At 72.1% G+C, this 14,088-nt stretch carries 14 protein-coding genes; 5 read left to right on the forward strand and 9 right to left on the reverse strand.

Features of this window, described 5'->3' with window-relative positions:
- From ELQ40_RS15510 to ELQ40_RS19225, 4 genes are all read right to left on the reverse strand, one after another.
- Positions 1-861 (reverse strand): metalloregulator ArsR/SmtB family transcription factor, encoded by an 861-nt coding sequence (locus tag ELQ40_RS15510; protein ID WP_205649357.1) that lies wholly within the window; start codon positions 859-861, stop codon positions 1-3.
- Between the two features lie 40 nt (positions 862-901).
- The gene (locus ELQ40_RS15515) at positions 902-1,369 is read right to left on the reverse strand and encodes a pyridoxamine 5'-phosphate oxidase family protein (protein ID WP_127794501.1); all 468 of its coding nucleotides are present in this window, start codon (positions 1,367-1,369) and stop codon (positions 902-904) included.
- Positions 1,370-1,439: 70 nt separating this feature from the next.
- The gene (locus tag ELQ40_RS15520) at positions 1,440-2,312 is read right to left on the reverse strand and encodes a PhzF family phenazine biosynthesis protein (RefSeq protein WP_127794502.1); all 873 of its coding nucleotides are present in this window, start codon (positions 2,310-2,312) and stop codon (positions 1,440-1,442) included.
- Positions 2,309-3,868 carry a hypothetical protein gene (locus ELQ40_RS19225; protein WP_240665823.1) on the reverse strand — a complete coding sequence of 520 codons (1,560 nt, stop codon included), beginning with the start codon at positions 3,866-3,868 and terminating at the stop codon, positions 2,309-2,311. Before ELQ40_RS19225 ends, ELQ40_RS15520 begins: the two co-directional genes overlap by 4 nt.
- Before the next feature lie 226 nt (positions 3,869-4,094).
- On the opposite strand from ELQ40_RS19225, the gene ELQ40_RS15535 reads away from it, so the two are divergent.
- Complete coding sequence (locus ELQ40_RS15535; protein WP_127794503.1) at positions 4,095-4,583, forward strand: DUF4442 domain-containing protein; 489 nt, start codon at positions 4,095-4,097, stop codon at positions 4,581-4,583.
- Positions 4,584-4,614: 31 nt separating this feature from the next.
- Here the strand turns inward: ELQ40_RS15535 and ELQ40_RS15540 are convergent, their stop codons facing one another.
- Both ELQ40_RS15540 and ELQ40_RS15545 read right to left on the reverse strand, forming a co-directional pair.
- Positions 4,615-4,989 (reverse strand): YciI family protein, encoded by a 375-nt coding sequence (locus ELQ40_RS15540; RefSeq protein WP_164863651.1) that lies wholly within the window; start codon positions 4,987-4,989, stop codon positions 4,615-4,617.
- A 127-nt stretch (positions 4,990-5,116) separates the two neighbouring features.
- Positions 5,117-5,983 carry an alpha/beta fold hydrolase gene (locus ELQ40_RS15545; protein WP_240665824.1) on the reverse strand — a complete coding sequence of 289 codons (867 nt, stop codon included), beginning with the start codon at positions 5,981-5,983 and terminating at the stop codon, positions 5,117-5,119.
- A gap of 123 nt (positions 5,984-6,106) precedes the next feature.
- On the opposite strand from ELQ40_RS15545, the gene ELQ40_RS15550 reads away from it, so the two are divergent.
- Together ELQ40_RS15550 and ELQ40_RS15555 are read left to right on the forward strand one after the other, a co-directional pair.
- On the forward strand, positions 6,107-6,742 hold the full coding sequence (locus tag ELQ40_RS15550) for a ClpP family protease (RefSeq protein WP_127794506.1): 636 nt from the start codon (positions 6,107-6,109) through the stop codon (positions 6,740-6,742).
- A complete protein-coding gene (locus ELQ40_RS15555) occupies positions 6,739-7,356 on the forward strand; it encodes a ClpP family protease (protein WP_127794507.1) in 618 nt (205 codons plus the stop codon). The genes ELQ40_RS15550 and ELQ40_RS15555 overlap by 4 nt, the downstream gene beginning before the upstream one ends.
- A 104-nt stretch (positions 7,357-7,460) precedes the next feature.
- On the opposite strand, the gene ELQ40_RS19345 is transcribed toward ELQ40_RS15555, so the two are convergent.
- Entirely contained in the window at positions 7,461-7,997 is a 537-nt protein-coding gene (locus tag ELQ40_RS19345) for a helix-turn-helix domain-containing protein (protein ID WP_305004406.1), read from the reverse strand.
- Between the two features lie 206 nt (positions 7,998-8,203).
- Positions 8,204-9,232 carry a type I glyceraldehyde-3-phosphate dehydrogenase gene (gap, locus tag ELQ40_RS15565; protein ID WP_127794508.1) on the reverse strand — a complete coding sequence of 343 codons (1,029 nt, stop codon included), beginning with the start codon at positions 9,230-9,232 and terminating at the stop codon, positions 8,204-8,206.
- Between the two features lie 286 nt (positions 9,233-9,518).
- Here gap and ELQ40_RS15570 point away from each other — a divergent pair, with 286 nt between their 5' ends.
- Positions 9,519-12,317, forward strand: coding sequence for a glycoside hydrolase family 3 C-terminal domain-containing protein (locus ELQ40_RS15570; protein WP_205649358.1), 2,799 nt, complete (start codon positions 9,519-9,521; stop codon positions 12,315-12,317).
- Here the strand turns inward: ELQ40_RS15570 and ELQ40_RS15575 are convergent.
- Complete coding sequence (locus ELQ40_RS15575) at positions 12,297-13,601, reverse strand: MFS transporter (protein WP_127794509.1); 1,305 nt, start codon at positions 13,599-13,601, stop codon at positions 12,297-12,299. The genes ELQ40_RS15570 and ELQ40_RS15575 overlap by 21 nt on opposite strands.
- Positions 13,602-13,670: 69 nt before the next feature.
- Between ELQ40_RS15575 and ELQ40_RS15580 the strand changes: the two genes are divergently transcribed.
- Complete coding sequence (locus ELQ40_RS15580; protein WP_127794510.1) at positions 13,671-14,063, forward strand: MerR family transcriptional regulator; 393 nt, start codon at positions 13,671-13,673, stop codon at positions 14,061-14,063.
- The last annotated feature ends 25 nt before the right edge of the window (positions 14,064-14,088 follow it).

Below are 14,088 nucleotides of genomic sequence, written 5' to 3' on the forward strand. Positions count from 1 at the left end.
TCAATCCTCCTGGATCTCGGTGGTGGGAGTGCTGGTGCTGCCGGCCTCGGCTTCCGCGACGCGCACGAGCGCGTCGAGCGATTCCTCCATGCCGGTCCGAATGCCGGCGACGAAGTCGGCGGACTCGATCACGCTGTCCGTGATGCGGTAGTCGACCTCGAGCGTGACCGCGCCGTCGACGCCGCTCAGGGCGAGGTCGAGGTGGGCGGTGAACGCCGCGGAGCCGTCGGGGAGCAGCGGGGTCGTGTGGAAGGCGATCCGCCGGTCCGGGTCGACGGCGTCGACGCGGCCCTCGGCCCGCCCGACAACGCCGCCCGCCCCGTCGGGGTCGTCGGCATCGACGTACTCGAAGACGACCCGGCCGCCGACGGCGGGCGTGAACTCCAGCTCGGACAGCCGGAGGTCGCGTGGGGACCACCAGGCGGCGAGCAGCTCGGCCTCGGTGATCCGGCGCCACACGTCCCGGAGCGGGGCGTCGATCGACCGCGTGAAGGCGTATCGGCGGTCGTCGGCCCAGTTCGGGCGGTCGGCGGCGAGTCGTTCGGTCTCGATCGCGGCGGCCATCTGCTCGAAGGACTCACCGCGGTCTCGGTGTTCGGCGACCCGGTCGGCCAACTCGGAAAGCGCCGCCGCGAGTTCGCGCAGCGGCTCCTCGCGGAGGCCGTAGTAGCGCCGATTCGCGGCGGGGTGGACGACCACCAGGCCGGCTCGAGCGAGGGTCTGCAGGTGCTTGGTCGTCTGCGGTTGGCGCAGTCCGGTCAGCTCAGCGAGCACGCCGACCGAGCGCGGTCGCTCGGCGAGCGCCTGCAGCATCCGCCAGCGGTTCTCGTCGCCGAGTGCGGCGAACATCATCGAGGTCATGGACCTCAGTATTCACCTATTCGAATATTCCTGTCAACGACTATTCGAGGAGGACCTCGAGCCGGTGCTCGTTCTCGTCGAGGGCGTAGAGCGCCGAGGCGTGCAGCCGGTACAACCGCAGCGGCGCAGAGCCCGTGACCCGCGAACGGTCCCAGACACCCTCGCCCCGCTCGATCGACCGCTCGGCGTAGACGGCGAGGTGCCGGTCGAGGTCGTCCTCGGCGACCGGCGACACCGCACCTTCGCCGTACACGGCCTGGGCCCCGCTGGTGGACGACCCCGAGTCGAACACCGCGAACGCCGCGGACCCGCGCTCCGCGAGGTTCGCCGAATGCCGTGTCGCCGGCCGTGACATCCAGTACCAGTCGCGGAGGTCGTCACTCGGTGCGAACCAGACCGGGGTCGCCCACGGGTTCCCCGAGGCGTCGGCGGTCGCGAGCGTGAGGTAGGTGTTCGCCTCGACCACGCGACGCGCACGTTCGAACGGGCTCAGGGGAGCGGCATCCATGTCCGACACGATACGCACGCACGTCGTCGGTGCGACCGCGCGACTCGGGTCGTCACCGGTGTGCGCGCCGTCACGCCGGCGTCGGCGCCTCGATCGGCACGGCGTGGCCCGAGACCGTGATCCCGCCCGCCGACGGGATGTCGACCGTGAGCAGGCCGGGCCGGCCGACGTGGGCGCCCTGCTCGATCTGGATGCGGCCCGTCGACGGCACGCGGCCGAGGCTGCGGAGGTATCCCCCGACCGCGGCGGCGGCAGATCCCGTCGCGGGATCCTCCGTGATCCGGCCGACCGGAAACAGGTTCCGTGCGACGTACCGGCCGTCGCCGGCACGGTGCAGGACCGTGATCGTGGCGGGCCAGCCCCGGGCGTCCATGAGCGCCCGCACCGCGTCGGGGTCGAACCGGAACCCGTCGAACACCGGCGCGTCGGCGAGCACGATGACCGGATGCGGGTTGCCGGCGTCGGCGATCCTGGGAGGCAGGTCCGTGTCGAGGTCGCGCGCGTCGAGGCCGAGCAGCCCGAGGATCGCGTCGAGGTCGCCTGGGGCCAACTCCGACACCGACGGCTCGATGCTCGTGAACGCGCCGCGCGCGCCCTGCTCGTCGCGCCCGACGACGATCGACACCTCCCCGACGGGCGTCGCGAAGCGGATCGCGCCGTCGGCACCCGCCCGCCCGCGCTCGGCGAGCGCGACGGCGGTCGCCACCGTCGCATGGCCGCAGAACGGCACCTCCGCGATCGGCGAGAAGTAGCGGATGCCGAGCGCGCCGTCGTCGACGGCCCCCGTGACGAAGGCCGTCTCGGCGTAGTCGACCTCGGCGGCGATGCGCTGCATGGCCTCGTCGTCGAGCCCGCCGGCATCGAGCACCACGCCGGCGGGATTGCCGCCTTCGGGGTCGGTGCTGAAGGCGGTGTACCGCAGGACCTCGGGCGCGGACCTCACGCGCCGAGCGCCGCCCGGGCGTTGCGATACTTCTCGGACAGGCGCGCCTGCGTGTCATGGTCGAGCTTGCGCACGCGCCACGGCGCCGAGTTGTCGGCGATGTCGGCGAGCTTCACCCGGCGGGCGCCCGCGTGCTGGCGGATCCGCGCGTAGTAGTCGGACTCGGACACGTCGGAGGTGCGCGTCAGCAGGCGCACGATCTCGACGACCGCGGGCTGCACGCCCGCGTCGAGCAGGTCCTTCGCCGTCATCGGGGAGTCCTCGACGACGTCGTGCAGCCAGGCCGCGGCGACGAGCTCGGGCTCGGACGCCTCGTCGAACCGCTCGGCGACCCGACCGGGGTGGTCGATGTACTCGGCGCCGACCTTGTCGACCTGCCCGCGGTGCGCGACGAACGCGATGCCCTTCGCCAGTGCGATCTGCGCGGCCGCGGCGGGTGCCGCCGGCGCCGCGGGGACCTGCGCGGCCGGGACCGCGGCCGCCGTCTGGGTCGCGAGCGACGTCTGGCCGGCTGCCCCGCCGTCGATCCGCTCGTATGACCCCGTCGTCGTTCCGGTCATCTCTGCCTCCTGATCGGATTCCAGCGCCTGCGGCGCAACGTCGCCATGCGCGGCGACGACCTCGTGGTGCGGGGCCGCTGCGGGCTCCGCGATGAATTCTGGGGTGGGCTCGGCCCCGGGCTCCGGCTCGGCCACGGGCTCCGGCTCGGCCACGGGCTCCGGCTCGGCCACGGGCTCCGGCTCGGCCACGGGCTCGATCTCGGCCATGGGCTCCGGCTCGGACTCCGGCTCCGGCTCCAGCTCGACCACCGTCTTCGGCTCGGCCACGGGCTGGACCTCGGCCACGGGCTGGACCTCGGCCACGGGCTGGACCACAGCCACGGGCTCCGGTTCGAGCTCGGGTGCCGGCGGCGCCCACATGCTGCGAGGCACCGGGCCCGAGGCATCCGCTGCGCTCGCTGCCGGCGGCGTGCGCGCCACGGATGGCTCCGCCTCGTCGGCGTCGACGGCCGACGCCGCACCCGCTTCGGCGAGCGGATCACGGCCTCGCACCGGTCGCACGAAGTCGAGTTCGGCCTCGAGCTCGGCCATCTCGCGCTCGTCGAGTTCGAGCAGCGACCTCGAGCCGCTCTCGACCTGACGGTCGAAGTGCCCCTCGTCGACCTCGCGGAGCCGGTCGCCGTCGATCGTGGTGAAGTAGCGGCGGCGCCCTTCGTCGGCGACCGAGACGATCACCTCGACGTACTCGCCGCTCGGTTCGTGGGAGCACACGTAGTAGCGCTGCGCGTCGTCGGCGCGGCGCAGGGCCGAGACCTTCGCCGCGATCGGCACCTGGGGTGCCGCGACGGCTTCCGTCGCAGCACGGCGTCGGCCGGCGCGCGTCGCGGGCGCCTCCTCGGCGACGGCCACGCGGGACTCGGCAGCCGCCGGTGCGCCGATGATCGACTCGTCGCTCAGGGGGTCGGCGGCAAGCGCGGCACGCCCCAGCCAATCCTCGAGCTCGGCGAACGACGCGTTGAACCCCGGGATGGGCTCGTCGTGGTCAGGGGACGTCATGCACGCTCCGGTTCGGGCTCGGCCGAACGCTCGGCCGCCAGGGGTCGGCGGGGGGATGCCTCCCCCGATGCTAAGCCGGGATCGCCTCGGCGTGCACCAATCCATGCACCGACAGGTCGAGCCGTGTCCTCCGCTTCCGCGTCATTCCGCCGCGCAGGGCCGCGGCAGTTGGAGGTGATCGACAAGCATGTCGCGCCGATTGTGGCGATGGGGTGAAACTCGGTGGATGCGCATCACCCCGCGCCGACTCGCCGTCGGCATGAGCCTGTGGATCCCGAACCTCTTCAGCGGCATCCGGGTCCGACGATTCGCGCCCGACTGGACCAGCGCGACCGTGGAGCTGCACGTCAACGTCTTCACCCGCAACTTCGTGAAGACCGCGTTCGGCGGGTCGATGTCGGCCATGACCGACCCCTATTACTTCATGCTCGTCATGCACCAGCTCGGTCGCGACTACGTCGTCTGGGACACGCGCGGCGAGATCGAGTTCGTGAAGCCCGGGCGCGGCGTGCTCACCGCGCACTTCGAAGTGCCGCGTGAGCGAGCCGAGGAACTGCGTGCCCGGGCGAGCGGCGGCGCGAAGGTCCTCGAGTGGTTCGAGACCGAGATCACGGATGCCTCGGGCGACGTCGTCGCCCGCGTGCGCCGCGAGGTCTACGTGCGCGAGAAGCGCCGGGTCACCGACGCGGCGCGGGAATCCGCCGAGGTCGGCTGAGCCGGGCCGTCGCAGGCGCCGTCCTGCCGACTCACGAGAACTCCGCGAGCTCGTCGGCGGTCAGGTTCCGCGCGATCGTGACGCCGCCGACCGCGGCTTCGGGGAACCGCGTGGCGATCTCGGCCGCGCGCGCCTCCGACTCGACCTCCACCAGGTAGTACCCCGTGATCACCTCGGTGACCTCCGGCAACGGGGCATCCGTCACGATCGGTCCGTCGGCGCCGCGCGTCACGATGCGCTGGGTGCGGTCGTCGAGCGCCTTCGAGTCGATCAGCTCGCCGGTCGCCTCGAGGTCGTCGACCGCGTCGAGATACGACCGGTAGGCGGCCTGTCGCTCGGCGTCGTCCATCTCGGCGAACATCGCCGAGACCGATGGATTCGTGCGGATCAGGATCAGGTACTTCACGGATGCCTCCCGGTGTCGGTGGGGCCAGGCGGATGCCCCGCCAGTATGTCGAAGCCGTGACGGCGATTTCGACATCGAGTTCGACACCGACCAGGCGCGGCGAGGCGTGCTCGGCCGGGCCCCGGGGTCAGCCCGCCGCGAGCAGGTCGTCGATCGCCGCGCGGAACGCATCGGGTCGCTCGGCCCACGGGTAGTGACCGCAGCCCTCGAGCACGCGCAGGTCGGCGCCGAGCCGTTCGGCGTAGGCGACGACCGGGGCGAACCCCACGAGCAGGTCGCCGTCGCCCGCGATCACCGTCGTGGGCGGCAGCGCCGCGGCACCCATCCGGTCGGCGGCGTCCTCCGGGATGTCGTGGAACCAGGCCAGGTCGGCCGCGAGCTCCCACTCGCCGACGAGCGCGTGCGCACGTTCGCGGTCGGTCCAGCGGGCGTATCCCGCCGGCCCCTCGAGCAGGCGGCGGCGGTCGAAGTCGGCCTGGTCGACCGGGTCCGGCCCGAGCAGCGACGCCATCGCCGCGTCGACCTCGGGATCGTCCCGCCGGCGCGCGATCTCGAGACCGTCGTACGCCTCGGCGCCCACGAGCCAGGTCGCCGGCGGCGTGATGAGGGTGAGGCGCCGCACCCGGTCGGGGTACCGCACCGCCGTCGCGAGCGCCAGGCGCGTGCCCGCGGAGTGCGCGACGACGTCGACGCGCTCGAGCCCGAGCGCGTCGGCGAGGTCGATCAGGTCGTCGGCGTCCGTCCACCACCCACGGGAGCGGCCGCCGGTCGACGGTTCGCCGCGCGGGTGCAGCACCGCGAGCGGGCGCACGGATGCCGCGCCCGCGAGGTCCTCGAGGTAGGCCACGCCTCGGCACGCCCCGCCGGGGACGAACAGCGCAGGTTCGGCGCCCTGAGATGCTGTGGCCTGAGCCGCCGTGCCCTGAGGGGCATCCGATTCGGTCATCAGGTGGTACGCGATGGTCCGCCCGTCGCGGGCGATGAAGTCCGGCACCATCCGACGATACCCTCGCGTTGCTCCCACGGCCGATCCGCGCTCGGCAGCTCTGCCGAGGGCTGCTCCGCCCACGGCGGATCCGCTCGCGGAGGGGCATCCGCTCGGCGCACGCTGGGTCCCATGAGCGACGAGCAGGCAGCCCAGCTGCACCCCATCGACGTCGAGCTGCAGGCTCGACTGTTCCGCAACCGCGTCGTCGTGCTCGGCGACGCGCTCGACCAGACCCTCGGCAACCGCATCACGACCCAGCTCATGCTGCTGGCGGCCGAGGACCCGGAGCGCGACATCGCGTTCTGGATCAACTCCCCCGGCGGGTCGGTGCCGGCGATGCTGGCGATCATGGACGTGATGAAGTCGATCCCCAACGACGTCGTCACCGTCGCGATCGGCATGGCGGCGAGTGCGGGCCAGTTCCTGCTGTCCGCCGGAACGCCCGGCAAGCGCCTCGCGCTGCCGCACGCCCGCATCCTGATGCACCAGGGGTCGGCGGGTATCGGCGGTACCGCCGTCGACGTCGAACTGCAGGCCGACGACCTGCGGCACACGCGCGACACCGTGCTCGGCCTGCTCGCCCGCCACACCGGTCAACCGCTCGAGCGCATCACCGAGGACTCGCTGCGCGACCGCTGGGTGACGGCCGAGCAGGCGGTCGCCTACGGCTTCATCGACCGGGTCGTGCACGACGCCGTCGAGATCAACCCCGGGTTCCACGGCCGGCCGGTCGGCACCGGGTTCCGCGCGGGGGTGTCGGCATGAGCAGCTACTCGATCCCCTACGTCGTCGAGCGGAAGGGCAACACCGAGCGCACGCTCGACGTGTACAGCCGGCTCCTCGGCGAACGCATCGTGACCATCGGAACCGAGATCGACGACGGCGTCGCCAACGTGCTCATCGCGCAGCTGCTGCACCTCGAGGCCGACAATGCCGACTCGCCCGTGCACCTCTACATCAACTCGCCCGGCGGATCGCCGCACGCCACCCTCGCGGTGTACGACACGATGCAGCACATCCGGCCACCCGTCGCGACGACCTGCATCGGGCAGGCGGGCGGCCCGGCCGCGGTGCTGCTCGCGGGCGGAGCCCCCGGGATGCGCGGCATCCTCCGGCACAGCCGCGTCGTGCTGCACCAGCCGTCGACGCAGGGTCGCGGGTCGATCCCCGACCTGATCATCCACGCCGACGAGGTGCTGCGCATCCGCTCGGAACTCGAGCAGGTGCTGGCGCACGACACGGGCCGGACGCCCGAGCAGGTGCGGCTCGACACCGACCGCGACCTGATCCTGCCTGCCGCCAAGGCCGTCGAGTACGGGCTCGCCGACCGGGTCGTGGCAGTGCAGCGCACGAGTCCGGGGATGCTGCCGGCGGCGTAGGCCGTGCCGTGGCTCAGATGCACCTTTTCAGGACCACAGCCTCGGTGACCGCTATTTGCGGCTCTGACCGCCCTGATCCTGAAAAGGTGCCGAGGCGGGCGACGTCAGGCCGCGAGCAGCAGCTCCACCGAGCGGTTCGACCGGCTCACCGGATTCGACCGGCTGAGCGGCGCCGACCGGCTCACCGGAAGGGAGGTCTCATGACGGGTGATCGCGTCGACGGACGAGCGCGCGGCGCTGTGTGCGCCCTCACCGGTGAGGTCGAGTACGACCACTGGCCGGATGCCCCGGTCACGGTCGGCATCCCTCCCGAGTTCGCCCGCGACCCGGGCGGCGACATCGAGCAGGGTGAGCCCGAGCGCCCGGGACACCGCCGCGAGGATCTCGCTCGACGGCTCCTTGCGCCCCCGCTCGATCTCGGACAGGTACTGCGTCGACACGCCCGCGTCACCGGCGACCTCGGCGAGGATGCGTCGCTGCCCGAGCCGTTCGGCACGCAGGACCGCGCCGAGCACCTCCCGCCACAGCGGAGCTCGTCGCCTGCCCTGACCCGTGAGCCGAGGCATCCGCTCGTCGATCTGCGCCGTGCCCGACCGCGCCGTGCCCGTCCGATCCGCACCCATCCGATCTGCGCCGCTCATGTCGCGAGGCTAATCGGAGGGGCGAGCGGATGTCTCGTGGTTCCGCTGTCGGCAGAACGCCGCGGGCAGGATCCGCGAGCCGGAACCGACGGATGCCTCCCGTCCGGCTGCGGACCCGCGGAACACGACGAGCGGGGCGGATGCTCCACACATCCGCCCCGCTCGGGTCCGTTGCGGCCGGTCGCGAGGCGATCGGCCGTGGTGCGTCAGGCCGCTTCGGCCTCCGCGGCGGCCAGGTCGGCGCCGAGGAGCGTGAGCGAGTCGATGACGCGGTTCGAGAAGCCCCACTCGTTGTCGTACCAGGCGACGACCTTGATGTGCTTGCCGTCGACGCGGGTGAGCTCCGAGTCGAAGATCGACGAGTGCGGGTTGCCGACGATGTCGCTCGAGACGAGCGCCTCGTCGGAGTACTCGAGCACGCCTGCCAGGGGGCCCTCGGCGGCGGCCTGGTAGGCGGCGAGCACCTCGTCGCGCGTGACGTCCTTCGAGACGAACGCGTTGAGCTCGACGATCGAGCCGACGGGGATCGGCACGCGCATCGCGTCGCCGCTGAGCTTGCCGTCGAGGTTGGGCAGCACGAGGCCGATGGCCTTCGCCGCACCGGTCGACGACGGGACGATGTTCTCCGCGGCGGCGCGCGAGCGACGCGGGTCGGAGTGCGGCGCGTCCTGCAGGTTCTGGTCCTGCGTATAGGCGTGCACCGTGGTCATGAAGCCGTGCTCGATGCCCGCGAGGTCGTCGAGGACCTTCGCGAGCGGGGCGAGGGCGTTCGTGGTGCACGACGCGTTCGAGACGATGACGTCGGTCGCGGCGTTGTACGCGTCGGTGTTCACGCCGTAGGCGAGCGTGACGTCGGCGCCCTTCGAGGGAGCGGAGACGAGCACCTTCTTGGCGCCGGCGGTGAGGTGCGCCTTGGCGGCCTCTGCATCGGTGAACCGACCGGTCGACTCGAGCACGAGGTCGACGTCGAGGTCGCCCCAGGGCAGCTGCGCGGGGTCGCGCTCGGCGAGCACCTTGACGCGGCGACCGTCGATGACGAGGACGTCGCCGTCGACCTCGACGGTGCGGCCGAAGCGGCCGCCCGCGGTGTCGTACTTGAGGAGGCGCGCGAGGTCGGCGGGGGAGGTCAGGTCGTTGACGGCGACGAGCTCGAGGTCGGCGTCGCGCTCGATGAGGGCGCGGACGACGTTGCGGCCGATCCGGCCGAAGCCGTTGATGGCGATGCGAGTGGTCATTGCGAGGTGGTCCTTTCTTTCGCTCTGACAGGTTCAACGCAAACGGGGCGCGAGCGTGAGCGGCAATCCTGACAGTGTGCGCAAGGTTCTTGCCACGTTCGAGCCCGGCGTCGATCACCCTCCGAGCGGCGGTCGATCGCACTCGAGGGGTTCCCCCCGAACGTGGGACGTGGTTATATTGGAACGGTTCAATTCGTAGATCGATCTACATCGATCGAGGAACCGGATGAGTGGCTTGGCGGGGCAGGCCTGTCGAGCGACCTTCAACGACGAAGGAGAGCAGATCGTGGACTCGAACACCCAACGACCGCGGCGGGCGATGCATCGCCTCGCGGCAGCGGTCACGGCGGGAGCGCTGGCCGCAGCGGGCCTCGTCGCGGCCGCCACGGCACCGGCGACGGCAGCCGATTGCTCGACGTATCCGTGGATGGACACGTCCAGCACGTCGCAGGAACGGGCAGAGGCCCTGCTGGCGGCGAGCAGCCAGCACCAGAAGTACCGCTGGCTGGTGGAGCAGCCCGCCAACAGTCCGGCGCGGACCGACTGGAACCCCGCCTTCCCCGGCGAGGACCCGGTCGTCTACCCCGCCCAGGTGCCGTGCACGCCCGAGGTGATCTACGCCAACGGCCCCGACGGCGTCTACGGCAAGGCCGGCACGACCGCGTGGCCCGGCCCGATCGCCGTGGCCGCCACGTGGAACCTCGCCGCGGGCGAGGAGAAGGCGGCCGCGCACGGCAGCGAGTCGTTCGACAGCCGCAGCGCCGTGGTGCTCGGGCCGGGCATCGCGAGCGGACGCACCCCGCTGTCGGGCCGCGGCTCGGAGTACTTCGGCGAGGACCCGCTGCTCTCGGGCCTCATGGCCGCGGCCAACGTCCGCGGACTCGAGCAGGGCAACCCCGACAAGCCGGTGGTCGCGAACCTCAAGCACTACGTCGCGAACGAGCAGGAGACCGATCGCGAGGAGAGCTCCTCGAACATGGACGAGCGCACCCTTCGGCAGGTCTACGACCTCCCGTACGAGATCGCGGTCAAGGAGAGCGACCCGGGCAGCCTGATGTGCTCGTACAACCAGGTCAACGGCGTCTACGCCTGCGAGAACCCGATCCTGACGACGAGCCTCGACCAGCAGATGGGCTTCGACGGCTACGTGATGAGCGACTTCGGTTCGGTGCACTCGACCGCCGCCTCGATGGACGCCGGGCTCGACCAGGAGCTCAACCGCCCCGTCTACTACACGCCGGCCAGACTCGACGCCGCGCTGGCGGCCGGCGAGATCACGCAGGAGCAGGTCGAGCAGGCCGCGTACGACGTGGTGCACACCTACATCGAGAAGGGCCTGTTCGACCACCTCGTTCCGGCGACGGCCATCCCGAACGTGTCGACGCCCGAGCACAAGGCGCTCGCCCGTGAGCTGGCCGAGCAGAGCACGGTGCTGCTGAAGAACGACGGAGCGCTGCCCCTCGCCGACGACGTACCGACCGTGGCGGTGATCGGCCAGACCGCATCGGCCACGCCGACCGCCGGCGTCAGCGCGAAGACGGGCTGCGCGTGGTACCTCGTCTTCATCCGCGGCACGGCGCTCAACTGCGACGCGATCGCCGATCCGCTGACCGCCATCACCGCCCGGGTCGCCGAAGCCGGCGGATCCGTCGTCTACGACAACGGCGCGGACCCCGCGCAGGCCGCTTCGGTCGCCGCAGGGGCCGACGTCGCCATCGTCTTCGGGCACTACACGATGGGCGAGACGACCGACCTGGCCGACCTCCATCTCGACGCCAACGGCGACGCGTTGATCGCGGCGGTCGCCGAGGCATCCGATCGGACGGTCGCGGTGCTGAACGCGGGCAGCGCGGTCGAGATGCCGTGGATCGACGAGGTCGACGCGGTGCTGCACGCGTGGCACTCGGGCGAGCAGTTCGGCCCGGCGCTCGCGGCGCTGCTCTGGGGCGACGTGAACCCGTCGGGCAAGCTGCCGATGACGTTCCCGAAGTCGCTCGCCGACGTCCCGACGAACACGCCCGAGCAGTATCCCGGCGTCTTCGCGGACGGCTCGACGACGCGGCCCGCGGGCTCGACCGAGATCCGCCAGGTGAACTACACCGAGGGCCTCGAGGTCGGATACAAGTGGTACGACGAGCAGGGCATCGACCCCCTGTTCGAGTTCGGGTACGGCCTCTCGTACACCTCGTTCGAGTACGCCGACCTGTCGGTCGCGACGACGACGGATGCCGCGACGGGTGCGGTCTCGACGACCGTGTCGTTCACGGTGACGAACACCGGCGAGCGCGACGGCAGCGAGATCCCGCAGGTCTACCTCGACCTGCCGGATGCCGCGGACGAGCCCGGCAAGCGACTCGTGGGCTTCGACCGCATCGACCTCGCCGCGGGCGAGAGCCGGACGGTGGAGGTGGTCGTCGACTCGTCGGCGAGCAACCAGCCCTACTCGATCTGGGACGTCGACGCCGACGCGTGGACGATCGTGGACGGATCGTACGGCGTCGCGGTCGGCGCGTCGTCGCGCGACCTGCGGCTCGAGGGCGAGATCGTGGTCGACCGGGCCGGCCAGGCTCCGGTCGTGACGACCGCGCTCGACCCGGCCGCCCCGACCGGGAGCAACGGCTGGTACACCGATCCGGTCGCGCTCACCGCGACCGCGACCGATGACGTCGACCCCGCCCCGCTGGTCGAGGCGAACGTCGACGGAGCCGGATGGGCGGCGGTCGTCGAGCCGATCGTGCTGGGCGACGGTGCGCACACCGTGCTCGTCCGGGCGACCGACGCGGGCGGCAACGTCTCCGCGGAGACGACCGTCGCGGTGAACGTCGACACGACGGCGCCGACCGTCGAGCGCACGGTAGACGGGCGATGGATCAAGCGCCTCGCGCTCGCGGCCGCCGACGCGACGTCGGGCGTCGACGCGATCGAGTACCGCTACGTGCTGAAGGTCGGCAGCCGAACCTATCCGGGTCCGTGGACCGAGTACCGACAGCCGCTCGTCGTGGGCATCGGGCTCGTCGTGAAGGTGGAGTACCGGGCGACGGACGTCGCGGGCAACGTCAGCCCGTCAGGGATCTACCGAGGCTGAGCGGCCGGTTCGCGGGGCCCTCGTCGCAGTGCGGCGGGGGCCCCGCACCGCGAACCCGAGACCCACGGCGGATGCCCCGATCACCGCGGCACCGGCGAACGGCACCGCTCCCACGCCGACGAGGCCGACGAGGCCGGCCGCGGCGCCGGCGCCGATCGCGATGCCCAGGTTGAACACGACGGGGATGAGCGCCGAGGCCAGGTCGCGACCCTCGGGTCCGGCCAGTCGCAGGATCATCGTCTGCGCGAGCGGCGGCAGGGCACCGGATGCCACGCCCCACGCGATCACGACCGCGGTTCCGACGACGGCGTGCACGTCGACGACCGCGAGTGCGGCGACGGATGCCCCGGTCGCGATCGCGGAGACCACGAGCGCGCGCCCCGTGAGCTCGCCGTACCTGCCCGCCACGACGACGCCGGCGGCCGACGCGAGCCCGAACACGAGCAGCATCGTGCCCATGCCGCCCGGCAGGGCCGCGGCCGGATCCTCGACGAGTCGGGTGATGTAGGTGTACGCGCCGTAGTGCCCGACGAGCACCAGCGCGACGAGGGCGATGAGCGCGAGCACCGGGCGCATCGCAGGGCGCACGGCGGAGGTCTCGGGTGACGGTGCGACGCGCGACGGCGCGGCATCCGTCGACGCATCGCGGGGACCTCGCCGCACGACGGTCGCGACCAGCGCCGCGGCGACGAGCGTCAGCGCGGCGAGGGCGCCGAAGGCGGCCCGCCAGCCGATCGCCTGCGCGACCAGGTTGGCGATCGGCGTGCCGAGCACCATGCCCAGGGTGGCTCCGCCGAGCACGACCGCGATCGCACGTGCGAGCGCGCGGTCGGCGACCAGGTCGGCCGTATGCGCGTTCGTGGTCGCCCAGAGCAGCCCCACGGCGAGCGCGCCCAGCACGCGCGCGCCGACCACGAACTCGTAGGCGGGTGCGATCGCGGTGAGCGCCGACGAGGCGGCGAGCGCGACGAGGCTCCAGGCGATCACGGCGCGGCGCGGGAACCTGCGGGTCAGGCGCACGAGCGGGATGCTGCCGATGACGACGACGGCCGCCCAGATCGAGACCAGCAAGCCCGTGCGCACCTCGTCGACACCGAGGCCGGCGGTCATCTGTGGCAGCACGGCGGTCGGCAGCATCTCGGCGGTCACCATCGTGAAGGTCGACCCGCCGAGCACGAGCAGCGACGGCCAGGGCAGGCGCGGGGCGGTGGGGTCGACCGCGGACGGGTCGACCGCGCCTGCGGCGTGCGAGGACGTGTCTGCGGCGGCGCTGGTGTCGTTCATGCTTCGACGCTAAACTCTGACATTGGTGTCAATGTCAAGCTTTTCGTGCAAGCCGTCCCGGAGGTCGTGATGCGCATCGGCGAACTGGCCCGCAGGGCGGGCGTCTCACCCCGTCTCGTCCGGTACTACGAGCAGCAGGGCCTCGTCGCCCCCACCCGTCAGGACAACGGCTATCGCGAGTACGACGAGGCCGACGTCGAGCGGGTCGACCGCGTCGCCGGACTCATCCGGTCGGGGCTCACCACCAAGCTCGTGAAGGAGGTCGTCGGCCTCGAGGACGCCGTGGCCCAGGCGCAGCCGAGCTGCCCGCGGTCGGTCGCCGAGAAGCTCGCCGAGGAACTCGCGGGCATCGAGTCACGCATCGCCTGCCTGTCACGCAGCCGCGACACCATCCGCGACTACCTCGCGCGCACCGAGCACGAGGTGCTCGTGCGCGAGGCCGCGGGCGACCGCCCCGACTGAGCACCCTCGCGCACCGCGCTCGCCC

Source organism: Agromyces sp. LHK192 (genome assembly GCF_004006235.1).
Lineage (GTDB): Bacteria > Actinomycetota > Actinomycetes > Actinomycetales > Microbacteriaceae > Agromyces.

Coding starts and splice junctions, on each gene's coding strand:
- ELQ40_RS15510 (WP_205649357.1), bottom strand. CDS start 861: ATGACCTCGATGATGTTCGCCGCACTCGGCGACGAGAACCGCTGGCGG.
- ELQ40_RS15515 (WP_127794501.1), bottom strand. CDS start 1,369: ATGGATGCCGCTCCCCTGAGCCCGTTCGAACGTGCGCGTCGCGTGGTC.
- ELQ40_RS19225 (WP_240665823.1), bottom strand. CDS start 3,868: ATGACGTCCCCTGACCACGACGAGCCCATCCCGGGGTTCAACGCGTCG.
- ELQ40_RS15535 (WP_127794503.1), top strand. CDS start 4,095: ATGCGCATCACCCCGCGCCGACTCGCCGTCGGCATGAGCCTGTGGATC.
- ELQ40_RS15550 (WP_127794506.1), top strand. CDS start 6,107: ATGAGCGACGAGCAGGCAGCCCAGCTGCACCCCATCGACGTCGAGCTG.
- ELQ40_RS15555 (WP_127794507.1), top strand. CDS start 6,739: ATGAGCAGCTACTCGATCCCCTACGTCGTCGAGCGGAAGGGCAACACC.
- ELQ40_RS19345 (WP_305004406.1), bottom strand. CDS start 7,997: ATGAGCGGCGCAGATCGGATGGGTGCGGATCGGACGGGCACGGCGCGG.
- gap (WP_127794508.1), bottom strand. CDS start 9,232: ATGACCACTCGCATCGCCATCAACGGCTTCGGCCGGATCGGCCGCAAC.
- ELQ40_RS15575 (WP_127794509.1), bottom strand. CDS start 13,601: ATGAACGACACCAGCGCCGCCGCAGACACGTCCTCGCACGCCGCAGGC.
- ELQ40_RS15580 (WP_127794510.1), top strand. CDS start 13,671: ATGCGCATCGGCGAACTGGCCCGCAGGGCGGGCGTCTCACCCCGTCTC.